We start from the raw sequence: 22,161 nt of genomic DNA, 5'->3' as shown, positions 1-22,161 counted from the left end.
AGAAAGCGCGTGTCAGCCGTCGGCGAAGCGGCGGCCGCGATGCGGCTTCTTGGCCGGGCCGTCGGTCGGCTTGCGCGGACCGGACGGCCGCTCCGGCCGCGGACGGTCGCGCGTCGCGGCGGCGTGGTGGCCGTGGGCGGGCTTGTCGCGGAAAGTCCGCGCCCCCTGCGCCTCGCTTGGCGCGTCAGGGCGGGGGCGCTTCACGTAAGGCGCGGGCGCACGCGCTCCGGGCTCGCGCGCGGGCGCCGCGTTCATCGGGTCGTAGCCCGGCTTGGAGCCGTAGCCCGGCCTGTCCTGCCGGGGCCGGTCGGATTTCTGATCGTCGAAGCGCGGACGCGGGGCCTTGCGGGCGCTGGGCTCGCGCGCGCCGGGCGCCTCGGCGCGGGAGATCGCGACGTCGCCCTTCTCGGCGCCGAGCGCCATCGCGGCGAAGCTCTCCGCGGCGGCGGCGGCGATCTCGACCTTGGTCTCGCCGTCGAAGATGCGGATCGCGCCGATGTCGTCGCGGGTCACGCCGCCGCGGCGGCAGATCAGCGGCAGCAGCCATTTGGGATCGGCGTTCTGCTTGCGGCCGACGGCGAGCCGGAACCACACGCCCTCGCCGAACGGCCCGCGCGGCGCGCGGGGCTCGGAGCCGGCGCGCTCGAAGCGGTCGGAGCCGGCGCCCTTGCGGACCACCGCGGGACGCTCGCCGGGATCGCTGACCTCTTCCGGCGCCGGCAGGTGGGCGCGGTGCAGCCGCGCCAGCGCGACCGCCATCTGCTCGGGCGTGAGCCGTGCGGCGAAGGCCTGCGCCAGCGCCTGGTCCTCGTCGGTCGCCGGATCGGTGAGCGTGGGCGAGGCCAGCAGCCGCTCCTGATCGAGCACGCGAATCTCCTCCGCGGTGGGCGGGCCGCTCCAGATCGGGGTCACGCCGGCGTCGACCATCAGGGTCTCGGCCTTGCGCCGCCGCGAGGTCGGTACCAGCAGGACGCTGACGCCCTTCCGCCCCGCGCGGCCGGTGCGGCCGCTGCGGTGCTGGAAGATCTCGGCGTCGTGCGGCAGCTCGGCGTGGATGACGAGGCCGAGCTTCGGCAGGTCGATGCCGCGGGCGGCGACGTCGGTCGCGACGCAGACCTTGGCGCGGCCGTCGCGCAGGGCCTGCAGTGCGCGGTTGCGCTCGTTCTGGCTGAGCTCGCCCGACAGCGACACCGCGTCGAAGCCGCGCTCGGCGAGTGTGGCGTGCAGCCGGCGCACGCTCTCGCGGGTGGCGCAGAACACGATCGCGGCCTCGGAATCGAACTGCCGCAGCAGGTTCACCACCACATGGCCGGACTCGCGCGGATGCACGCGCACGGCGCGGTGTTCGATGTCGGCGTGGGCGCGGGTCGCGCCCGCGATCTCAATGCGGGCGGCGTCGCGCTGGAAGCGGCGGGTGATCGCGATGATGTCCTTCGGCAGCGTGGCGGAGAACAGCAGCGTCCGCCGCTCCGCCGCCGCGGCCTCGAGGATGAACTCGAGGTCTTCGCGGAAGCCGAGGTCGAGCATCTCGTCGGCCTCGTCCAGCACCGCGGCCTTGAGGCCCGAGAGGTCGAGCGCGCCGCGCTCGATGTGGTCGCGCAGCCGGCCCGGCGTGCCGACGACGATGTGGGTTCCGAGCTCCAGCCGGCGGCGCTCGGCGCGCGGGTCCATGCCGCCGACGCAGGCGGTCACCCGGCCGCGCGCCTCGGCGAACAGCCAGCGCAGCTCGCGTTCCACCTGCATGGCGAGCTCGCGGGTCGGCGCCACCACCAGCGCGACCGGGCGGCCGGCCTCGCCGAGGAACTCGGCGCCGTCGAGCAGCGTGCCGCCCATGGCGAGGCCGTAGGCCACCGTCTTGCCGGAGCCGGTCTGGGCCGAGACCAGCAGGTCGCGCGCCTCGAGGCCCTCGGCCAGAACCGCGTTCTGGACGGGCGTGAGCTCCGCATAGCCGCGGGCGTCGAGCGCGCGTGCGAGCGGGGCGGCGAGGTCGGTCATGGACAAGGGCGGATCGCTTTTCGAACGGCGGGCGAACAATGCGAAGAGACGCCGCGGACGGTTGTCGTCCGCGGCGTCTCTTCGCCGGATTTGGCCCGATCTTGCGTGTGGCCGCCCTGATACCGCGTTTTGCGCCGCGGCGCCACCTTGCGCCCTATGGCGTCAGCGCACGGCCATCATGCCCGCGTCGAGGGGCGGGGCGTAGGCGGCGTCCATGCGCGCGCCGCCGACGTCGCCGCCGCGGGCGTAGGAGGCGTTGGCGCAGATCTCCTCGCTCGACGCCGGCGGCTCGCCCGGACGGGGCGGACGCGCGAAGCCGTAGCGTCCGCCGCAGGCCGCAACCTGCGGCGGACGGGCGGTCGCGTCGAAGATGTCGTGGCCTTCCCTCAGCATGGCCCAGAACGGCATGTTCGGGTTGTCGGCGTGCCGCGCCATGTTCGCGTCGGTCATGCGGAAGGGGAACGCCTGGAACGGCACCGCGCTCTGGCCGCTCAGCAGCGCCTCGCGCACCAGCGCGTAGATTTCGTGCATGTTCTTGTGGGTCATGGCGTAGCAGCCGATCGACTTGCAGCCGCCATGCACCATCAGATGGCTGCCGGTGCGGCCGAGCGAGCGGTCGAAGGCGTTGGGAAAGCCGATGTTGAAGGCGAGGTGGTTGCGCGAGTACGGGTTCAGCCCGCCCGCGGTGATGGCGTAGAAGCCTTCCGGCGCCTGCCGGTCGCCCTCGCGCAGCTTTGGGCCAAGCTTGCCGGAGAAGCGGCAGATCTCGTAGGAGCGCAGCAGGCCGTAGCGGCCGTTGCGCTCCTGCTTCCAGACCTCCAGCACCGCTTCCTGCTTGTAGACCCGGATCAGGATCGGCGCCTGGCGCGGCATGTCGTTCTCTCGCATCAGGCTGACCGTCTGATACGAGACCGCCCCGGTCTTGACCTTCTTGACGCGGGGGCTGGACGAGCAGCCGGCGAGGATGAGGGCGAGCGCCGCTGCGACGGCGAGGGTGAGGCCCGGCGACCTTGAACGCATCTCGTCTGCTCCGCGGCCCGGCCTCGGCGCGGGGGCGCCGAACGCGGCTCAGGCCATCGCGGCCGGCAAACACGCGCCGCCCGCGGCGACCCTTTCGACACACAACCGTCGAAAAAAGGATCGTCCGCTAACTTCGCCGGATTCCGATAACGTCCGGTAAACCGCTTCCGGCGACGCGGCGCGTTCGCGCAGGCGTGATTCCGGCGACCGGCCGGCCGCTCACCAGTCGAAGAACAGCAGCGTCAGCAGCACGAAGCACGGGCCGAGAATGCCCCACGACCAGAGCATGTAGCCGAAGAAGCTCGGCATCGCGACGCCGCGGCTCTTCGCGATCGCGAGCACCATGAAGTTGGGCGCGTTGCCCACATAGGTGAGCGCGCCCATGAACACCGCGCCGCCGGAGATCGCGACGAGCGTCGAGGCGAGCGGCCCCATCAGCTCTTGCGCGTCGCCGCCGGCGATGTTGAAGAACACGAGGTAGGTCGGGGCGTTGTCGAGCACGCTCGACAGCAGGCCGGTGAGCCAGAAATAGGTGGCGTCGCTCGGGGCGCCGTCGGGCCGCGAGACCAGCGCGATCAGCGGTGCCGCCGCGCCCTCGGTTCCCGCCTTCAGGATCAGCAGCGCCGGGATCAGCGTGGTGAAAATCGCCAAGAACAGCTTGGCGACCTCGCGGATCGGCTCCCAGTCGAAGCCGTTGCGCTCGCGCAGCTCCGCCGGCGTGATCTTCAGCGAGACCAGCGCGAGGCCGACGAGGATCACGTCGCGGGCGAGCGCCTGCAGCGTGACCTTGGTCCCGAACACGTCGAAGACGACGCCGGAATCCCAGAGCCCACTCATCAGGATCGCGGCGACGACGCCCGCGAGCAGCGGAAGGTTCTGGAGGCCCTTGAGCGCGAGCCGGCTGTCGGGCGTCGGATCGGGTTTCGGGACCGCCGGCTCGCGCGAGAAGAACCAGCGGTCGAGCAGGTAGAAGCCCGGCAGCAGGATCGCGACCAGAACCGCGGTCTCCTTGGCCATGTGGGTCGTGGTCCAGAAGAAGTCGACGCCCTGCAGGAAGCCGAGGAACAACGGCGGGTCGCCGAGCGGCGTCAGCGAGCCGCCGATGTTCGAGACCAGGAAGATGAAGAAGATCACCACATGGGCGTTGCGCTGGCGGTGGTCGTTGGCCCGGAGCAGCGGCCGGATCAGCACCATCGAGGCGCCGGTGGTGCCGATCACGCTCGCGAGCAGCGTGCCGATCGCGAGCAGCGTCGTGTTGAGCGCGGGCGTGCCGTGGAGGTTGCCGGCGACGAGGATGCCGCCCGAGATCGTGAACAGCGAGAACAGCAAGATCACGAACGGGACGTACTCGCCGACCGCCGCGTGGACGAGTTCGGTCCCGACTGGCCCGGGGCCTTCGACGAGCGCGAAGGGCGCGAGCAGCGCCAGCGCCCAGCCGGCGGCGATCTTGCCGTAATGGTGGTGCCAGAGATGCGGGGCCGCGAGCGGCAGGATCGCGATCGACAGCAGCATGCCGACGAGCGGCAGCGTCCAGACCAGCGACAGCCCGGCGCCGTCCACATGGCCCGAGGCCGCGGCGAACGCGGGGGAGGGCGCGGAGAGCGCGGCGGCGAGGACGCCCCCAGCGAGGAGAAGCAGGCGCGGGGCGCGAGACGTCATCGGTGCGGCGGGACTCAGGGTCGGAAGGGCGGGCGGCCTCAGATTTATCGTCCGTCGCGGCGCCGGCCAACCGAAACCGGACGCCTCTCCCGTCGACGTCCGTGGAGGCGGGCTCTGCGAAACGGCCGCCCGCCGGAGCGGTTCGAAGCCTCAGCGCGCCGCGGCGACCTGACGTCCGGCCTTCGTCGCGGTCGTTGAGGCGAGGCGTGTCGCGGCGCGGGTCGGCGCGATCCGTCCTCCCGCCATCGCCTGGATCAGGCGGCGGTCCTTGGCCGAGACCAGCCGGCTCTGCCCGACCGGAACATAGTTCGCGAGCACGCCGGTCGCGCCGCCCTTGAACACCAGCACGCGGTCGGCGAGGAACAGGATGTCCCCGTTGCGCAGGGTGGGGTCGATCAGATGCCAGTCCGGATTGGCCTTCGGGTCGATCGTCCGGGCCAGGATCTCCGCGGGGCTCAGCTGCGGAACCGGCTTCGCCGCCGTGCGGACCTTCTGGCGCGGCGCGATCGTCACGTCGGGATGCGCCGCCTGCTGCGTCGCCGCGGGACGACGGCCGAACAGCCAGTCCAGGAAGCCGGCCTTGGCGGGATTGAACGGCGCCAGCAGCACGATCGGCGTCAGGAAACCGACCAGCGCCGTGGCCCACAAGCTCCGATCCATCGCATCCGCCCCCGGTTTCGACCGCCGCCGCAGGACAGCGATAAAGCCAAGACCTGGGCTCTGGAATAGTGCATCCCGCTGAGTCCGCGCGATTTGTTCACTTAGCGTTAACCGTGACGCCGCGCGGCCTTCACCACCGCAAAAGTCTCCTGCCCAGAACCGCCCCGACGCCCGCCACGATCGCGATCGCGATCGAATACCAGACGGCCACGAACAGCGGCGAGTCGTCCGGGCAATGCGCGGCGTAGAAGGTCGCGGCGATGGCGCCGGCGAGCAGGCCGGCGGCGGCGCCGGCGGCGGCGGGCGAGGAGGGCGCGCCGCGCCTGAGCGCGACGAGCAGCAGGCCGAGCGGCGCCGCCGCGATCAGCGGCACATAGGTCAGGCACGTCATCGCGTTGCGGCCGATCAGGCGGGTCGCCCAACTCGCTTCCGGCGTCATGTTGAGCTCGGCGGCGACGCCGAGCGCCAGCAGGGTCAGCGCCGCGCCCAGCGCCGCCTTCGCCGGCCCGGTGGCGGCCGCAGGCCGCGACAGCCTGAGGACGAGCGCGGCGGCGGCGGCGGCGAAGGCCGTCGTCACGACGAACTTGAACGGGAAACGCAGCGTGCCGAGCGAGGCGATGACGTCGGGCCGGGGCCCGAGTTCAATCATGAAGACGACGCCTGCGACGACCACGGAGGCGAGGGTCGCCAGCGCGAGGGCGCGCGTCAGCCGGACCGGCGGCGTGGCCGCGTCCTGCGCAAGCGCTCCGATGAGCTGGTCGGTCCTCATTCCCTAAAACTCCTGTAAGCGGCGGACAGCGCGCTGAGCCCGCGATGCAGGGCGACGCGCACGGCCCCCTCGCTCATTCCGTATCTCGCGGCGGTCGAGCGGATGTCGTCGCCGTCGAGAGAGATCGCCTTCACCACGTCGTGCTGGCGGCCCTTCAGCACGCCGATCAGCTTCTCGGTCTCGCGCGGCGTCAGTCCGTCGTCCTCCGCCGGCGCGGGCAGGACCTCCGCCAGTTCGTCGATCGGCACGTCGACGCGCCGGCCGCGGCGCCTCAGCGAGTCGATCAGCTTGTTCCGCGCGATCGTCGCGGCCCACGGGCCGACCGGTTGCGCGGGGTCCCATGTGCCGCGCTTCAGGTGGATCGCGAGCAGCGCCTCCTGCAGCGCGTCCTCCACGTCGTCCGCGCCGAGCCGGTAGGCCGAGGCCCGCCGCCGGAGCACGCCGCGCAGGAAGCCGGCGAGTTCTTCGAGCAGCCGCCGATAGGACGAGGCGTCGCCGGCCTCCGCCGCCGCGAGCCATGCCGCCCAGTCGCCCTCCCTTTCGTTCACGCAGCCTCCCTCGGGCCCTTTACGCAGCCGGGCGGCGAAGCGTTACACGCGTCCCGCACCTCATTTTCCAACGATTTTTTGGCGCGGAAGCGTAACAGGCCGGCAGCTTCACGCGAACTCCTCAACGCGGGCCGATGGGGCTCGCCGATCCTCAGGAGGACAAGATCATGAATCGCCGCACCGTCAACGTCGCGCTCGCCGGCTCCTTCGCCGCCGCCCTCGCCGCCGTCGCCAGCCCGGCCTTCGCCGAGGAGAAGATGGCCGGCAAGGAGAAGTGCTACGGCGTCGCCCTCAAGGGCCAGAACGACTGCGCCGCGGGCGCGGGCACGACCTGCGCCGGGACCTCCAAGGTCGACTATCAGGGCAACGCCTGGAAGGCCGTTCCCGCCGGCACCTGCGTCACGATGAAGACGCCGTCCGGCATGGGCTCGCTCACCCCGCTCAAGTCGTAAAGCGTCGCGCTCCTTGTCCCCGCCGCCCGCGCGAGGGCGCGGGGACAAGGGCCCGGCCGCCAAGGAGGCACCGCCATGGTCCTGCGTTCGCCGCTCCCCGTCCGGCTGCCGGCGCTGCCCGGCGTCGGCTTCAAGCCGGAGCATTTCGACGACATCCTCGCCGACCGGCCGTTCGACGGCTTCTTCGAGGTCCACGCCGAGAACTACATGGGCGCCGGCGGGCCGCCGCACGCCCGGCTCGGCCGGCTGCGCCGCAACCACGCGCTGTCCCTCCACGGCGTCGGTCTGTCCATCGGCGGCGCCGATCCGCTCGACCGCGAGCACCTCGCCCGGCTGAAGGCGCTGTGCGACCGCTACGAGCCGGAGAGCTTCTCCGAGCATCTCGCCTGGTCGACCCACGCGGGCGCGTTCCTGAACGACCTGCTGCCGCTGCCCTACACCGCCGAAACGCTGGACCGGGTCGTCGCCCATGTGGCGCAGACGCAGGACGCGCTCGGCCGGCGCATGCTGCTGGAGAACCCGGCGACCTACGTCGCCTTCGCCGAAAGCGACATTCCGGAGACGGCGTTCCTCGCCGCCGTCGCGCGCCGCGCCGGCTGCGGGCTGCTGCTCGACCTCGACAACGTGCTGGTCTCCGCGACCAATCACGGAACCTCGCCCGAAGCCTGGCTCGACGCCTTTCCTCTCGCCGACGTGGGCGAGATTCATCTCGCGGGCCATGCCGAGACCACGGACGACGCCGGCGCGCCGCTGCTGATCGACGCCCATGGCGCCGTCGTGCCGGACCCGGTCTGGGCGCTCTATCGCCGCGTCCTCCGCCGCGCCGGGCCGCTGCCGACCCTGATCGAGTGGGACAACGACGTGCCGGCGTGGCCCGCGCTGCGCGCCGAGGCCGAGCGCGCGCGCGGCCTTCTCGTCGCCGCCGCCCATGACGAGGCGGCGTGACATGAGCGCGGCCGTCCAGTCCCGCTTCGCCGCGGCGCTGCGCGATCCGGCGGCCGCGCTTCCTCCCGACCTCGCGCTTTCGCGCGGCCGGGTCCCGGAGCGACGCTTCGTGGTCTATCGGAACAACGTCGCCGCGTCGCTCCGCGCCGCGCTGGAGACGCGCTTTCCGGCCAGCCGGCGCATCGTCGGCGAGGCCTTCTTCGCCGAGCTCGCTGGCGCCTATGCGCGCGCGCATCCGCCGCGCTCAGCCCTGATGATGGCCTATGGAGACGGCCTGGCGGATTTCGCCGCCGCGGTCCCTGCGCTCGCGAGCGCGGCTTACGTCGCGGACGTCATGCGAATCGAGGCGGCGCGCACCCGCGCCTATCACGCCGCCGACGCCGAGCCGCTGGGGCCCGAACGGTTCGCGGCCATGCGCCCGGAGGAGTTGCAGCGGCTCCGCATCACGCTTCACCCCTCGCTCGAGATCGTGCGCTCCGCTTATCCCGCGCTGACGATCTGGGCGATGAACGCCGGAGAGCGCGACCTTGCCCCGATCGTCGACTGGTCGCCCGAGGACGCCCTGGTCGTCCGGCCCGCGCTCGACGTCGTCGTGCGCCGGCTGCCGGCGGGAGGCGCGGCCTTCCTCGGCGCGCTCGCCGCCGGCATGACGCTCGGGACCGCGGCGCGGCTCGCGGCCGGAAACGACGCCGGCTTCGACCTCACCCTCAACCTCGCCGGCCTGATCGGGGCCGGCCTCGTGGTCGCCATGACGGCGGCCCGACCGCGCCGGGGAGGGCGCGCCCCATGACCCATGCTCCGACCGCCGCCCCAGCCTCCGGGATCGCCCGCGCCGTCGAGGCCGCGATCGCGCTGTTCGAGCGCATTCCCTATTCGGCGCTGGCGCTCGCGGCCCGCGTCTTCCCCGCCGCGGTGTTCTGGCAGTCCGGCCAGACCAAGGTCAGCGGCTTCGGCCTGTCCGACAGCGCGGTGTTCCTGTTTGAGGAGGAGTACCGCCTTCCGCTGGTCGATCCGACGGTCGCGGCCTATGCGGCGGCGGCCGCCGAGCATCTGTTCCCGCTGCTGCTGGTGATCGGCTTCGCCAGCCGGTTCGCGGCGCTCGCGCTGCTCGCCATGACGCTCGTCATCCAGATCTTCGTCTATCCCGACGCCTGGCCGACCCACGGCGTCTGGGCCGCCTGCTTCCTGCTCGTGATCGCGCGCGGGCCGGGCGCGCTGTCGCTCGACCATCTCGTCGCGCGGGCGTGGCGCCGGTGAGCGGCGTCGACTAAGAACGGCTCCATGTCCGCCCGTTACGACTTCACGTCCACGCGCCTGTTCGTCGAGGCCGACCTCGCGGCCGGGGCGAGCGTCGACCTTGGCGACGCGCAGGCGAACTACCTCCGCAACGTGCTGCGCTTCGCGCCCGGCGACGGCCTGCTGCTGTTCAACGGCCGCGACGGCGAATGGCGGGCGCGGACCGCAGAGGTCGCGAAGAAGCGGGTGACAGTCGTCGTCGAGGAGATGACCCGGCCGCAGACGCCGCCGACCGGCGTCGACTACCTGTTCGCGCCGCTGAAGCACGCCCGGCTCGACTACATGGTCCAGAAGGCGGTGGAGATGGGCGCGGGCCGGCTGCGCCCGGTGCTGACGCGGCGGACCCAGGCCGCCCGCGTCAATCTCGATCGCATGCGCGCCAACGTCGTCGAGGCGGCGGAGCAGTGCGGCGTGATCTCCGCGCCCGAAGTGCTCGAGCCCGAGCCGCTGGAGAAGGCGCTGGGCGCCTGGCCGACGGAGGTCCCGCTCGCCTTCTGCGACGAGGCCGCCGACGTCGCCGATCCGATGGCGGCGCTCCGCGGACGGGTCTCCGGCGCGATCGGCCTGCTGATCGGTCCGGAGGGCGGGTTCGACCCCGCCGAGCGCGCCGCGCTGCTGCGGCTGCCGTCGGTGGTCCGGCTGTCGCTCGGTCCGCGAATCCTGCGCGCGGACACCGCCGCGGTCGCGGCGCTGGCGCTCGTGCAGGCGGCGCGGGACGGCGACGCCTCATTTTGAACACAGAGCGGGGCGGGTTAACCCGCCCCGCGCAGCTGAGGTTAATTCACCCAGCGTCGCCGGGTTAACGGCGGTCGCGCCGTCAACCCCTTGTTAACCCTGTTCGGCCAATTGTTAACCCGAGGTTGCAGGTCGCTTAACCTCGAATTGCGTGGTTCGCGTCGCGGCGGAGTTGCCGAAATAGCGCACAGCGGCGGGATCGACCGCCCGCTCGCGATCTTGGCATGCCGCCGGAACGTCGAGAGGCGTATAGCCGTTAGAGAAGCCGCCGGCTCGTGGCGGCGTGTGCGGGTCATGCGAAGAATACCTCCCATGTCATCAGTTTCGAACGCTTTCGCAGCCTCCGTCGCGCTCTGGTCGCGCCGGTTGATTCTGGCGGCGTTGCCGCTCGCTCTAGCCGCCTGCTCGCAGTCGCGGGCTTTGCCGACGGCGAACCCGATGCCTTACGCGGCCGCTCCGGTGACGGTGACGCCGGTCCTGCCGCCGGCGCCGTCCTTCGGCTCGGGACTGTCCGACGACGCGCGCTACGGCGCCGCCGCCGGCGCCGACGAGCCCTTCCCGATCAAGGCGGTCAACCTTCAGCGGATTGACCAGAAGTTCCTCAAGCAGACGGTCCCGAACACCACCGGCGAGCCGGCCGGAACGATCGTGATCGACCCGCACGAGCGGCATCTCTACCTCGTCCAGGACGACGGCACCGCGATCCGTTACGGCGTCGGCGTCGGCCGGCAGGGCTTCTCGTGGAACGGCGAGGCCTACATCCGCCGCAAGCTCGAATGGCCGGACTGGCACCCGCCGGCGGAGATGGTTGCGCGCGACCCGCACGCCCGTCCCTACGCCAACGGCATGCCCGGCGGTCCCAGCAACCCGCTCGGCGCCCGCTCCATGGCGCTGTGGCAGGGCGACAAGGACACGCTGTTCCGCATCCACGGCACCATCGAGCCCTACTCGATCGGCAAGGCGGTTTCGTCCGGCTGCATCCGCATGCTGAACCAGGACGTCATCGACCTGTACAGCCGCGTGCCGCTCGGCACCCGCGTGGTCGTCCGCGCGTGATTTCGGCCGGCGCGCAGCCCTTGACGGCGCGCGCCGCGCCCTTCCGCTTTTTCAGCTGACGACGTCAGTGCGGCCGCGCCTGCGGCCGCCGCTGATAGCGCATACACGAACGGACGGCCCGCCCATGTCGCGTAACGACGCTCCCGCCTCCCGCCAGCTCACCCGGCGCGCGCTCGTCTCGCTGCTGCCGCTGGGCCTCGCGGCCTGCGCCGGCGGTTCGCTGCGCGACGTCAGGGCGTTCATCGATCCCGACGGCGCGAATTACGACGACATCTACGGGCCGCGGCCCGACGAGAAGTTCCCCGTGCCGGGCATCAACTGGCGCAACCTGCACCCCGCCGTGCTCCGTCGCAGCATGACGGACCCGACCGGCGAGAGGCCCGGCACGATCGTCGTCGATCCCGACGCGCGCCTGCTCTACCTCGTGCTCGAGAACGGCCGCGCCATGCGCTACGGCGTCGGCGTCGGCAAGCAGGGCATGGAGTGGAACGGCCGCGCCACCATCCAGCGCAAGGCCGCCTGGCCGACCTGGACGCCCACCCGCGACATGATCTCGCGCGATCCTGCGCTGAACGCGAAATGGGCCGGCGGCATGCCCGGCGGGCTCGACAATCCGCTCGGCGCGCGCGCGCTCTACCTCTACCAGGGCGGACGCGACACGATGTACCGCATCCACGGCACCAACGCGCCGCGCTCCATCGGCCGCGCCATGTCGTCGGGCTGCGTCCGCATGCTCAACCAGGACATCATCGACCTCTACGAGCGCGTCTCGACCGGCGCGCAGGTCGTGGTGCTGCCTGCGAGCCGCACCCTCGGCGTGACCTGAGGTTCGTCGGGCAGACCGGCTTTACGCCTGCGATCCGACCGCCTAACTGTCTGCGGCTTCGCCTGATCAGGAGCCTGCATGGCCCGCGACCAACTCGATCCCACCTTCATCACCTCGCGCGAGGAGCTGGTCTCCTGGTTCGAGGTCGGCTGCAAGCCGGTCGAAAGCTTCCGGATCGGGACCGAGCACGAGAAGTTCCCGTTCCGCCGGGCCGACCTGTCGCCGGTCGCCTATGAGGGGCCGAACGGCATCCGCGCCCTGCTCGAAGGGATGCAGATGCTGCTCGGCTGGGAGCCGATCATGGAGGACGGCCGCATCATCGGCCTGTTCGACGTGACCGGCGGCGGCGCCATCAGTCTTGAGCCGGGCGGCCAGTTCGAACTCTCCGGCGCGCCGCTTGAGACGATCCACCAGACCTGCTCCGAACTGCACGCCCATCTCGCTCAGGTGCGGCAGGTGGCGGAGCCGCTCGGCCTCGGCTTCCTCGGGCTCGGCATGAGCCCGAAATGGACCTTGGCGGAGACCCCGGTGATGCCCAAGGGCCGCTATGGCATCATGACCCGCTACATGCCGAAGGTCGGCTCGCGCGGCCTCGACATGATGTACCGGACGTCCACGGTGCAGGTGAACCTGGACTTCTCCAGCGAGGCGGACATGGTCCGCAAGCTGCGGGTGAGCCTGGCCCTGCAGCCGATCGCGACCGCGCTGTTCGCCAATTCCCCGTTCACGGAAGGGCGGCCGAACGGTTTCCTGTCCGCGCGCTCCGAGATCTGGCGCGACACCGACAACGCCCGCGCCGGGATGCTGCCCTGGGCGTTCGAAGACGGCATGGGTTTCGAGCGCTACGTCGACTACGCGCTTGATGTGCCAATGTATTTCGTGAAGCGCGGCGACCATTACCACGATGTGGCGGGCGCCTCCTTCCGCGATCTGTTGGCGGGACGGCTGCCGCAGCTTCCGGGCGAGCGCGCGACCGTCGCGGACTGGGCGAACCACCTCAGCACGATTTTCCCCGAGGTGCGGCTGAAGCGCTACCTCGAGATGCGCGGCGCGGACTCCGGACCGACGGGACGCATCTGCGCGCTGCCGTCCCTGTGGGTCGGCGTGCTCTATGACGACGCAAGCCTCGACGCCGCATGGGAGATCGTGAAGCACTGGACCGCCGAAGAGCGTCAGAAGCTTCGCGACGACGTCCCCCGCGAGGGTCTGTCCGCCCGCATCCGCAACCGGTCGGTGCTCGAAGTGGCCCGCGACGTGCTGGCGCTCGCCGACGACGGCCTCGCCAGACGCGCGCGGCTCAACCTCTACGGCGAGGACGAGCGCATCCATCTCGCGCCGCTGCATCGCGTGGTCGAGCAGAACGCCACGCTCGCCGAGCAGCTGCTCGCGAAGTACGACGGCCCGTGGGAGAAAAGCGTCGATCCGGCCTTCGGCGAACTCGCCTACTGAGGCGCCGCCTCGGACGTCAGCTGATCGAGGTGCATCCGGATATGGGCGGCCTCGGCCGGCGAATTCGCAAGCGCGATCGCTCGGTCGAAGGCCACGCGGGCTTCGGCGAAGCGATTGGCCTGCTTCAGGAAAACGCCGCGCACGCCAAAATAGTAGAAGTAGCCTGAGAGCTTGTCCGCGAGCGGCTCGATCAGCGCGAGCCCGGCTTCGGGGCCGGCGAGCTTGGCGGCCGCGACGGCGCGGTTCAGCGTGACGACGGGCGAGGGCTGCATCCGTTCGAGCGTGGCGTAGAGTTGGTCGATTCCGCGCCAGTCGGTGTCGGAGCCGGACGCGGCCTGGGCATGGAGCGCGGCGATCGCGGACTGGATCTGATAGGGGCCGGGCGCCCGACGCCGCATCGCCTTCTCGATCAGGGCGAGGCCCTCGGCGATCATGCGCCGGTCCCACAGGGCGCGGTCCTGCTCTTCCAGCAGCACGACGCCGCCCTCGGCGTCGAACCGCGCGGCCGCGCGGGAATGCTGCAGCAGCATCAGCGCCGAGAGCCCCATCAACTCGGGTTCGGCGGGGAACAGCTTCATCAGCAGGCGCGCGAGCCGGATCGCCTCGTCGCAGAGCGCGGTGCGGGCCTCGTTCGTCGCTTCGCCGGCCGAATAACCCTCGTTGAAGACGAGATAGATCATGGCGGAGACGGCCGTGAGCCGCTCCGCGCGCTCGATCGCTGACGGCGTCTCGAACGGGGTCCCGGCCTTCGCGACGCGGGCTTTCGCGCGTGTGATGCGCTGCTCCATGGCGCTTTCGCTGACAAGGAACGCCCTCGCGATTTGGCGCACGGCGAGGCCCGACACCACCCGAAGCGCGAGCGCGATCTGTTGCGTCGACGGCAGGTCGGGATGGCAGCAGACGAACAGCAGCCGGAGGATGTCGTCCCGGTACCCGGCTTGATCGAGCCGTTCGACCAGATCGCCCTCGACGTCGTCGAGATCGGAGATCGCGTCCTCGTCGGGCAGCGCGGCGAGGCGACGGTCGCGTCGCTTGGCGTCGAGCGCGGCGTTGCGGCCGACGAAGATGAGCCAGGCCGCCGGATCGCGCGGCGGGCCGTTGCGGGGCCAGGCGGCGAGCGCCTTGAGGCAGGCCTCCTGAAAGGCTTCCTCCGCCAGCTCCAGGTCCCGGAAGTAGCGCAGCAGCGCCGCGACCGCCTGCGGGCGCGCCGCGATGAGCGCCTTGTCGATCCAGGCGAGGTCGGTCGTCATGTCGGGAGCGCGCCGGGCTTAAAGAGCGAGACGGGCCGGATCTCGTAGGAGCCGCCGGGGTTGGCGCGGCCGAGATCGCGCGCGATCTCAAGCGCCTCGTCGAGCGAGGCGCAGTCGACCACGTAGAAGCCGAGCAGCTGCTCCTTGGTCTCCGCAAACGGTCCGTCGATGACGAGCGGCGGATCGCTGTCCTTGCGCAGCGTGGTCGCCGCGGTGGTCGGCATCAGCCGCGCGGCGGGCCCGAGCTTGCCCTGGCGGGCGATCTTCTCGTGCACGACGTCGAGCCGGGCCATGCAGGCGTCGTCCTCCTCCTTGGTCCAGGAGGTGACGACGTCCTCGTAGTGGTAGCAGAGCAGCGCGTAGAGCATCGGAGCGGTCCCGTTTCGTCACAAGGACGGACGAGTATGCCCCGGGCCGACAGCGCCTGCGCTGGTCACGCTAAAAGTTTTGGCGTCAGCGCGGTTCGGCCGTCAGGGCCATGGTCGGCTGGTGCGTCGGGAGCTCCGCCGCGGGCGTCGGAAAAGCCTGAGGCGGCAAGGGGATCGGCGCGAAGGCGGGCGTCGCGGACGGCGTCTCGGTGGTCGTCACCGTGACGGCCGCCGGCGTCTCCGAGGCCTGCGCCGGAGGCGCCCACGGCTGCGGAGCCTCGCGCGGGGCGAGAGACGCCACGACGATCGGCTTCGCCTCGGCGGTCGGGTCGGTCTTGGCGAAGGCGAGCGCGAGCGCCCGGGAGCGGGCGTTCTCGCGCAGGTCCGCCGGGGTCTCGACGCTACGCTTCTCGTAGAAGGCGTTGCCCCCGGCGAGCAGCACGTAATGCATGTTGGGGTAGGGGAAGCGCAGGCCGGCGGTGTGGAAGAACATCGCGTTCCGAACGCCCGGATGGCGCTTGCCCTGCAGCACCTCGTCGGCCACGCGGCGGGCGCGCTCGGCGCCGCCGTCGTCCATGGCCTTCGTCATCACGCCGGGCGCGAACTGGCCTTTCTGGGCCACAACATCGCACACCGTGGAGCCGTAAGTCCCTGACTTCACGCGGTTCGTCACCACTGTGCCGACGGCGCGCATGCCCTCGTCGCTGCCGCGGTGGGACTCGAAATACATCGCCCGGGCGAGGCAGTCGCGGTCTTGCGCGGAGTAGCTGACCTTGACGATCGCGGCGGGCTTCGGCGCTTGCGCGCAGGCCGCGGCGGCGAGAGCGACGGTCGCGGACGCGACGACACGGACGACGGATTTCGTCATGCGGCTGGCGTTCCCCCTTCAGCTTCCAGACGCCGCCTTCGGTTAGCCGGCGTCCTTACTGAGGGGTTAATGGACCCGCGGCCGGTTATCAAATCGTTAATGTCGCGGTTAACGCCCGCCCGGCGACGGGTTGATTTGGGTTAATCCGCCCGCAACGATGAACCCAAAGCCGTTTCGGCCGCAGGATTTCGAGGCGGCGCCGATGCAACCGGCGCCCTTTCCCGGAGAGAGACGTAACTGTATATCCGGTGAGCCCGGTGACGCGATCTGGTCGCGTTCGGGTGTCGCGGGGGCGGCGCGCAATCGAGAAGGAGATCGGATGCCCGCCGCATCCACGGTCGATCTGACCAACTGCGACCGGGAGCCGATCCATATTCCCGGGAGCATACAGCCGCACGGCTGCATGATCGTTTGCAATCCCAGCGCGTCACGGGTGCTGCGCCATTCGGCGAACGCGCCGGAGATGCTGAGCGCGCCTGGCGATGTCAACGGCCGCGAGCTTGCGGACGTGATCGGCGCGTCGGCCGCCCATCTCGTACGGAACTCGCTGACGCTGACCGGCGACGCGTCGCGGCCGGCGCTGTCGTTCGCGGTCGAGGTCGGCGGGCGCTTGTTCGACATGGCGGTCCACACCCACGCCGCGAACGCCATCATCGAGTTCGAGCCGTCGAGCGTCGAGGCGCGGCAGCCGCTCGAGCTCGCGCGGATGCTGATCGGCCGCATCCGTGGCCTGGACGAGGTCGGCAGGCTGGTCCAGGACTCGGCACGCCTCGTCAAGGCGGTCACAGGCTATGACCGCGTCATGGTCTATCACCTCGAGCGCGACGGCTCCGGGCGGGTGGTCGCGGAAGCGAAGCGGCCGGACCTCGAGAGCTTCTTCGGACAGTACTTTCCGGCGAGCGACATTCCCCAGCAGGCCCGCGCCCTCTATCTGCGCAACACCATCCGCGTGATCTCCGACGCCTCCGGAGAGCGCGTGCCGCTGGCGCCGGCGATCGACGCCTCGGGCGAGCCGCTCGACCTGTCGTTCGCGCATCTGCGCAGCGTGTCGCCGATCCACTGCGAGTACCTTCGCAACATGGGCGTGGCGGCCTCGATGTCGATCTCGGTCGTGGTGGGCGGAGAGCTGTGGGGCCTGATCGCCTGCCATCACTACACCCCGCGCGTGCTGCCGATGGCCGAGCGGTCGGCGGCGGAGATGTTCGGCGAGTTCTTCTCGCTGCATCTCGAAGCCCTGAAGCAGCGCGGCAAGCTCGACGCCGCGACCAAGGCGCGCCAGGCGCTGGACGGCGTGCTGCGTCTCGCCTCGCACCACGCCGATCTGGGCGAAGCGCTGCGCGAGAGCCTCGACGACATCCGGCAGCTCATGCCCTGCGACGGCGTCGGACTCTGGTTCGGCGGCGCCTGGCTGTCGATCGGCGCGGCGCCGCCCGCGACCTTCGCGCCGCCGCTCGCGCAGTTCGTCGGCGGGGTCGCCGAGGGGCGGGTTTTCGCCACGCACGCCCTTGGGCAGTTGCTGCCGGAGGCGGAGGAAGACTGTCCGTCGGTCGCGGGCATGCTCGCCGTGCCGCTGTCCCAGCGCCCGCGCGACTATCTGTTCTTCTTCCGCAAAGAGATCGTGCAGACGCTCGACTGGGCCGGCAATCCGGAGAAGGTCTACGCCACAGGCCCTCTCGGCGACCGCCTTACGCCGCGCAAGAGCTTCGCGATCTGGAAGGAGACCGTGCGCGGCCAGTCGCGGCCGTGGTCCGACGACGATCGCCAGATCGCGGAGGCCGCCCGCAGCGCGCTGGTGGAGATCGCTCTCCGGCACAACGAGCTCCTCGCCGACGAACGCAGTAAGGCGGATCTGCGCCAGCGCATGCTGAACGAGGAGCTAAACCACCGCGTCAAGAACATCCTGGCCATCATCAAGTCGCTTGTCGGCCATCCGGCCAAGGACGGTCGTTCGATCGCGGACTATGTCGCCTCGCTCAAGGGCCGGATCCAGGCGCTCGCCTACGCGCACGACCAGATCGTTCGGGGAGACGGCGGCGGTCGGTTGTCCGATCTGGTGGCGGCCGAACTGACGCCCTATCGCGATCCGGGGGCGACGGTGGAGACCAGCGGCCCGGAGTTCTGGCTGGACGCGCGCGCGTTTTCGGTGATCGCGCTGGTGCTGCACGAGCTTTCGACCAATGCGGCGAAATACGGCGCGCTGTCCGCGCGGGGCGGCCGGCTGGGCGTGACGTGGACCGCGACATCCGCCGGCGACTGCGAGATTCTGTGGCGCGAGAGCGGAGGGCCGCGCGTGTCGCCGCCGACGCGGCAGGGCTTCGGCACCGTTCTGGTCGACCGCAGCATTCCCTACGATCTCGGCGGAGAGAGCGCCGTCGAGTATCCGCCGAGCGGGGTTGAAGCTCGGCTGCTGATCCCCGCGAAGCATGTCGCGCTGGTGGATTCCCGCGTGCGTGGCGCCGACATCGCCGAACCGGTCGCGGAGCCGCAGCCGGCCGCGCCCCTTGGTGACATTCGCCTGCTCCTGGTCGAGGATCAGATGCTGATCGCGATGGATGTCGAGGCGATGCTCGCGGCCAGCGGCATGACGAACGTCTCGACCAGCGGATCGGCCGCCGACGCGCTGCGCCACCTCATGCAGTTCGCGCCGGACGCGGCCGTGCTCGACGTCAATCTGGGCGACGGCACCTCGATCGCCGTGGCGGAGGAGCTGGTTCGGCGCAACATCCCGTTCGTTTTCGCCACCGGCTACGGCGACCGCTCGATGATCCCCGAGGTTTTCTCGGACATTCCGGTCGTCCGTAAACCCTATGACGCGCAGGCCCTGATCCGGGGCCTCGAGCAGGCGATCGACGCGCAGGCCTGATGCCGGGCGGCGGCGCGCAAAAAAATGCGCGATGCTGCGGATGAAACGGCTCCGCGGCTCCGTACGCCTGTCATGACGAGCAGCTCCTCCCGCTTCGACGTGATCGCGCAATTGCCGGCCATGCGCCGCTACGCGCTCACATTGACGCGCGATCTCGCCGACGCCGAGGACCTGGTGCAGGACGCGCTGGTCCGCGCCTACGCCAAGCGGGCGAGCTACGACGACGAGCGGGAGCTGCGGCCCTGGCTGCTCGCGATCCTGCACGCGGTCTTCATCGACGGCGTGCGCAGCCGCCGGGCCGAGCTGCTGCGCATCGCCCGCGCCGGCGAGACGTCGGACGACCACCACGCGCCCGCGCAGGACCACGTCGTTCGGCTCGCGCAGATCCGCGAGCGGTTCGCCGCCCTGCCGGAAGAGCAGCGCGCCGCGCTCCATCTCGTCGCCGTCGAGGGCCTGTCCTACGCCGACGCCGCGAACGTGCTCGGCGCGCCGGTCGGCACGCTGATGTCGCGGCTCGCCCGCGCCCGCGAGGCGCTGCGGCGGATCGAGGCCGAGGAGCCGGAGAGGCGACCCCAGCATCTTCGCATCGTGAGAGGAACCGATGGCATCGACTCCTGATCCCATTCTGGAGGGCGAGCTCGACGCCTATGTGGACGGTCAGGTCGACCTGCGCCGCCGCATCGAGATCGAGGCCTATCTCGCCGCTCATCCGCCGCTGGCGAGCCGGGTGATGGCCGATATGCGCCTGCGCGACGAACTGCGCTGCGCCTTCGGCGAACCGGAAGCCCCGGCGGATAGGCGCGCGCAGACCCTGAAGCTCGCGCGACGGCTTGAAGGCGCGCGCTCGCGGCAGCGCCTGTTCGTGAACCTCAGGCGCGCGGCGGTGGTCATGCTGCTCGTCGGCGCCGGCTGGATCGCGAACGCCTCCGTCGGACCTCTGCTGGTCGGGGCGGTGTTCGCGTCCCCCCAGCCGCCCGCCTATGTGGTCGACGCCGTCATGGCCCATCGCACGGCGCTGCTGCGCGGCGAGATGGTGTCTCAGGTCGAGACGCCGGACTACGACCGCACCGAGATCCGCGCCGCGACCGCGATCGTGCTTCCCAAGCTGCCCAAGGACTGGAAGGTGACCGACGTCCAGGTCTTCCCGTCCAAGTACGGGCCGAGCGTCCAGATGGCGATGGAGACGCCGGACCTCGGCCTGCTGTCGTTCTATGCGGTGCGTCCGGGAGCGTTCGGGATGGAGCCGGCGGTCGCCAGGAGGATCGACGACGGCGTCGTCGCCGCCTACTGGCAGGTGGCGGACGTCGCCTACACCCTGGTCGGGCAGGCCGACGAAGAGAAGCTGCTGGCGCGGGCCGACCGCTTCGCCGGTCGGATCGGCCGCGCCGCCCGCGCGGAGGCCGCCCGATGAGCCTGCGCAGCGAGCTCCGCTCGGCCTACGCCTGCGGCCGGATCGACGAACTGCTGGAGCGCGAGGCGCCGTCCGTGGCCGAGACGGATCGGCCGATGGGCGGGCTCGAGCTGCTGAAGCGCGCCGCGCGGGCGGCGCAGGCGCGGTCGAAGGTCGCGCCTTTCGATCCGCGCGCCCCGCGCCGCCCGACGCCGCAGGCGCGCGCCTAATCTTGCGGCAATTTCTGTCTATATTTCGCGCTGTCGTGATGTCGGGCGCGCGGCTATAGGTTTGCGCATGAGTTGGCGGCTAGGGTTCCGCGTCGCGTGAAGCGGCGGCTGGTCCGAGAGCCGCCGCCGGACCGGGAGACATCCGGACCGGACACGGCGGGCGAAAATCCCGGGAGACCTCAGCAGCCAGGAACTGGCGACGCTGGTCTTCGCACGTTCCAGGCTTCCTTGAAGTTCTTGGAACGAGGCTCATCATGACGTCGACCGATCCCCTGAAAGCCAAAATCATCGCCGAGCGCAGCGCGCAATACGCGCGGCTGAAGGCCGCCGGAGACGCGCCGAAGACGCTTCCGCCCGCGACCGCCCGCGACGGCGCGCCGATCGACCCAGCCGCGGTGCGCGAGCGCGAGACCCTGCCCGGCGGCTGGTACTGGACCGGCCGGATCGCCCGCGGCGAGGCGCTCAGGGTGCTGAACGCCTCCGGCGCGTCCGGGGTCTCGCTGTTCTTCTGGAACGCTGCCGACACCTCCGAGCGCTACAACAGCGCCGACACCATCAAGGTGCAGTGGACCTCCGACCTCCGGAAGGGCCGGGTGCTGTTCTCGGACATGGGCCGGGTGATGCTGTCGATCGTCGAGGACACCTGCGGCGCGCACGACACCGTCGTCGGCGGCTCGACGCCGGGCTCGAACCTCGCCAAGTACGGCGACTCCGCGCTGCGCTCCACCCGCGAGAACATGATCCTCGCGGCCTCCAAGTTCGGGCTCGGGGCCCGCGATCTCGCGCCATTGCTGACGCTGTTCGCGCCGGTGCGCCACGGCGCCGACGGGCGCTTCGCCTTCCGCGACGGCGTGGTGCAGCCCGGCGATTTCGTCGACCTGCGCGCCGAGATGGATCTGCTGGTCGCGGTCTCGAACTGCCCGCATCCGTTGGCGCCCGACCGGGTGTTCGACCCCGGCGAGGTGGAGCTGATCGTCCATCGCTCGGCGCCGCCCGAGGCCGACGACATCTGCCGCACCGCGACCGCCGAGGCGGTCCGCGGCTTCGAGAACAACGCCCGTTATCTGCGCGCCGTCTGAGGGAGAGAGCCGATGACCGATCTCCGCGCCGCCGAGCGGCCCGCCTCCTCGTTCTTCGCGAGCCCCGCGCCGCTCGATCCGAAGGACGCGATCTACGACTTCACCATCCCGGCGAACCGGCCCTGGTCCGGGATCGTCGAGAAGGGCCAGATCCTGCGCATTGTCGACCTCGAGGGCTGCCAAGCGGTCGACACCCTGTTCTACGCCGCGCACGACCATTCCGAGCGCTACAGCGCGCAGGACACGATCCTGGCGCAGGGCGCGCCCTACGTCTCCACCGGCACGCGGCTGATCTCGAACGAGGGCCGGCTGATGGGGACCGTGATCGCCGACAGTTGCGGCCGGCACGACACCTCGGCCGGCGCGTGCTCCTGCGAGGCGAACACCGTGCGCTTCGGCCACCACACGCGGCACATGCACGCCTGCCGCGAGAACTTCGTGATCGAGGTGGCGAAGCACGGCATGACGAAGCGGGACATCGTGCCCAACATCAACTTCTTCATGAACGTGCCGATCGAGCCCTCCGGCGCGCTCGCGATCGTCGACGGCGTGTCGTCGCCCGGCGACTACGTCGACGTGCTGGCGGCCGTCGACCTGCTCTGCGTGATCTCGAACTGCCCGCAGATCAACAACCCCTGCAACGGCTTCGACCCGTCGCCCGTCAGGGTGCTGATCTTCGACCCGTCGAACGCCTGAGCGGCGA

The 22,161-nt window shown here is 70.9% G+C and carries 23 protein-coding genes and 1 riboswitch; of the genes, 14 read left to right on the top strand and 9 right to left on the bottom strand.

What is annotated here, in order from left to right; translation table 11 throughout:
* Positions 1 to 12: 12 nt before the first annotated feature.
* The 6 genes from PKE78_RS01990 to PKE78_RS01965 all read right to left on the bottom strand — a co-directional run bounded on the left by PKE78_RS01990 (position 13) and on the right by PKE78_RS01965 (position 6,651).
* Positions 13 to 1,995 carry a DEAD/DEAH box helicase gene (locus tag PKE78_RS01990; protein ID WP_271200046.1) on the bottom strand — a complete coding sequence of 661 codons (1,983 nt, stop codon included), beginning with the start codon at positions 1,993 to 1,995 and terminating at the stop codon, positions 13 to 15.
* Positions 1,996 to 2,157: 162 nt separating this feature from the next.
* On the bottom strand, positions 2,158 to 3,015 hold the full coding sequence (locus PKE78_RS01985) for a L,D-transpeptidase family protein (protein ID WP_271199167.1): 858 nt from the start codon (positions 3,013 to 3,015) through the stop codon (positions 2,158 to 2,160).
* Positions 3,016 to 3,234: 219 nt separating this feature from the next.
* Positions 3,235 to 4,674: a sodium:proton antiporter gene (locus PKE78_RS01980; RefSeq protein ID WP_271199166.1), complete on the bottom strand. Its 1,440-nt coding sequence runs from the start codon at positions 4,672 to 4,674 to the stop codon at positions 3,235 to 3,237.
* 150 nt (positions 4,675 to 4,824) lie between these two features.
* The gene (locus PKE78_RS01975) at positions 4,825 to 5,334 is read right to left on the bottom strand and encodes a hypothetical protein (protein WP_271199165.1); all 510 of its coding nucleotides are present in this window, start codon (positions 5,332 to 5,334) and stop codon (positions 4,825 to 4,827) included.
* Between the two features lie 130 nt (positions 5,335 to 5,464).
* Positions 5,465 to 6,103: an NrsF family protein gene (locus tag PKE78_RS01970; protein ID WP_271199164.1), complete on the bottom strand. Its 639-nt coding sequence runs from the start codon at positions 6,101 to 6,103 to the stop codon at positions 5,465 to 5,467.
* A complete protein-coding gene (locus tag PKE78_RS01965) occupies positions 6,100 to 6,651 on the bottom strand; it encodes a sigma-70 family RNA polymerase sigma factor (RefSeq protein ID WP_271199163.1) in 552 nt (183 codons plus the stop codon). Before PKE78_RS01965 ends, PKE78_RS01970 begins: the two co-directional genes overlap by 4 nt.
* 167 nt (positions 6,652 to 6,818) lie before the next feature.
* Between PKE78_RS01965 and PKE78_RS01960 the strand changes: the two genes are divergently transcribed.
* The 8 genes from PKE78_RS01960 to PKE78_RS01925 all read left to right on the top strand — a co-directional run bounded on the left by PKE78_RS01960 (position 6,819) and on the right by PKE78_RS01925 (position 13,410).
* Positions 6,819 to 7,103 (top strand): BufA1 family periplasmic bufferin-type metallophore, encoded by a 285-nt coding sequence (locus PKE78_RS01960; protein WP_271199162.1) that lies wholly within the window; start codon positions 6,819 to 6,821, stop codon positions 7,101 to 7,103.
* Between the two features lie 75 nt (positions 7,104 to 7,178).
* Positions 7,179 to 8,048, top strand: coding sequence for an MNIO family bufferin maturase (gene bufB, locus PKE78_RS01955; RefSeq protein WP_271199161.1), 870 nt, complete (start codon positions 7,179 to 7,181; stop codon positions 8,046 to 8,048).
* A 1-nt stretch (position 8,049) separates the two neighbouring features.
* Positions 8,050 to 8,838 carry an HvfC/BufC N-terminal domain-containing protein gene (locus tag PKE78_RS01950; protein WP_271199160.1) on the top strand — a complete coding sequence of 263 codons (789 nt, stop codon included), beginning with the start codon at positions 8,050 to 8,052 and terminating at the stop codon, positions 8,836 to 8,838.
* Positions 8,835 to 9,305 (top strand): DoxX family protein, encoded by a 471-nt coding sequence (locus PKE78_RS01945; RefSeq protein ID WP_271199159.1) that lies wholly within the window; start codon positions 8,835 to 8,837, stop codon positions 9,303 to 9,305. Before PKE78_RS01950 ends, PKE78_RS01945 begins: the two co-directional genes overlap by 4 nt.
* A 24-nt stretch (positions 9,306 to 9,329) precedes the next feature.
* Positions 9,330 to 10,079 (top strand): 16S rRNA (uracil(1498)-N(3))-methyltransferase, encoded by a 750-nt coding sequence (locus tag PKE78_RS01940; RefSeq protein ID WP_271199158.1) that lies wholly within the window; start codon positions 9,330 to 9,332, stop codon positions 10,077 to 10,079.
* A gap of 312 nt (positions 10,080 to 10,391) precedes the next feature.
* On the top strand, positions 10,392 to 11,135 hold the full coding sequence (locus PKE78_RS01935) for a L,D-transpeptidase (RefSeq protein WP_271199157.1): 744 nt from the start codon (positions 10,392 to 10,394) through the stop codon (positions 11,133 to 11,135).
* 124 nt (positions 11,136 to 11,259) lie between these two features.
* Complete coding sequence (locus tag PKE78_RS01930) at positions 11,260 to 11,961, top strand: L,D-transpeptidase (protein ID WP_271199156.1); 702 nt, start codon at positions 11,260 to 11,262, stop codon at positions 11,959 to 11,961.
* 78 nt (positions 11,962 to 12,039) lie between these two features.
* Entirely contained in the window at positions 12,040 to 13,410 is a 1,371-nt protein-coding gene (locus tag PKE78_RS01925; RefSeq protein ID WP_271199155.1) for a glutamate--cysteine ligase, read from the top strand.
* Here PKE78_RS01925 and PKE78_RS01920 read toward each other — a convergent pair.
* From PKE78_RS01920 to PKE78_RS01910, 3 genes are all read right to left on the bottom strand, one after another.
* Complete coding sequence (locus PKE78_RS01920) at positions 13,404 to 14,660, bottom strand: RNA polymerase sigma factor (RefSeq protein ID WP_271199154.1); 1,257 nt, start codon at positions 14,658 to 14,660, stop codon at positions 13,404 to 13,406. The genes PKE78_RS01925 and PKE78_RS01920 overlap by 7 nt on opposite strands.
* Positions 14,657 to 15,028, bottom strand: coding sequence for a YciI family protein (locus tag PKE78_RS01915; protein WP_271199153.1), 372 nt, complete (start codon positions 15,026 to 15,028; stop codon positions 14,657 to 14,659). Before PKE78_RS01915 ends, PKE78_RS01920 begins: the two co-directional genes overlap by 4 nt.
* 85 nt (positions 15,029 to 15,113) lie before the next feature.
* Positions 15,114 to 15,896 (bottom strand): cell wall hydrolase, encoded by a 783-nt coding sequence (locus tag PKE78_RS01910; protein WP_271199152.1) that lies wholly within the window; start codon positions 15,894 to 15,896, stop codon positions 15,114 to 15,116.
* Positions 15,897 to 16,215: 319 nt separating this feature from the next.
* Between PKE78_RS01910 and PKE78_RS01905 the strand changes: the two genes are divergently transcribed.
* From PKE78_RS01905 to PKE78_RS01880, 6 genes are all read left to right on the top strand, one after another.
* Positions 16,216 to 18,759, top strand: coding sequence for an HWE histidine kinase domain-containing protein (locus PKE78_RS01905; RefSeq protein WP_271199151.1), 2,544 nt, complete (start codon positions 16,216 to 16,218; stop codon positions 18,757 to 18,759).
* Between the two features lie 72 nt (positions 18,760 to 18,831).
* Positions 18,832 to 19,377 carry a sigma-70 family RNA polymerase sigma factor gene (locus tag PKE78_RS01900; protein WP_271199150.1) on the top strand — a complete coding sequence of 182 codons (546 nt, stop codon included), beginning with the start codon at positions 18,832 to 18,834 and terminating at the stop codon, positions 19,375 to 19,377.
* The gene (locus PKE78_RS01895; RefSeq protein WP_271199149.1) at positions 19,361 to 20,170 is read left to right on the top strand and encodes an anti-sigma factor family protein; all 810 of its coding nucleotides are present in this window, start codon (positions 19,361 to 19,363) and stop codon (positions 20,168 to 20,170) included. The genes PKE78_RS01900 and PKE78_RS01895 overlap by 17 nt, the downstream gene beginning before the upstream one ends.
* Positions 20,167 to 20,379, top strand: coding sequence for a hypothetical protein (locus tag PKE78_RS01890; protein ID WP_271199148.1), 213 nt, complete (start codon positions 20,167 to 20,169; stop codon positions 20,377 to 20,379). Before PKE78_RS01895 ends, PKE78_RS01890 begins: the two co-directional genes overlap by 4 nt.
* A 68-nt stretch (positions 20,380 to 20,447) precedes the next feature.
* A riboswitch (guanidine-I (ykkC/yxkD leader) is annotated at positions 20,448 to 20,557 on the top strand.
* A 76-nt stretch (positions 20,558 to 20,633) separates the two neighbouring features.
* Complete coding sequence (locus PKE78_RS01885) at positions 20,634 to 21,458, top strand: urea amidolyase associated protein UAAP1 (RefSeq protein ID WP_271199147.1); 825 nt, start codon at positions 20,634 to 20,636, stop codon at positions 21,456 to 21,458.
* Between the two features lie 12 nt (positions 21,459 to 21,470).
* The gene (locus PKE78_RS01880; RefSeq protein ID WP_271199146.1) at positions 21,471 to 22,154 is read left to right on the top strand and encodes an urea amidolyase associated protein UAAP2; all 684 of its coding nucleotides are present in this window, start codon (positions 21,471 to 21,473) and stop codon (positions 22,152 to 22,154) included.
* Positions 22,155 to 22,161: the final 7 nt, after the last annotated feature.

Origin of the sequence: Methylopila turkensis (genome assembly GCF_027922325.1) — a bacterium.
Classification (GTDB): Bacteria; Pseudomonadota; Alphaproteobacteria; order Rhizobiales; family Methylopilaceae; genus Methylopila; species Methylopila turkensis.
The sequence above is the reverse complement of the archived record's forward strand: the minus strand, read 5'-3'. Positions and strand labels throughout refer to the sequence as shown.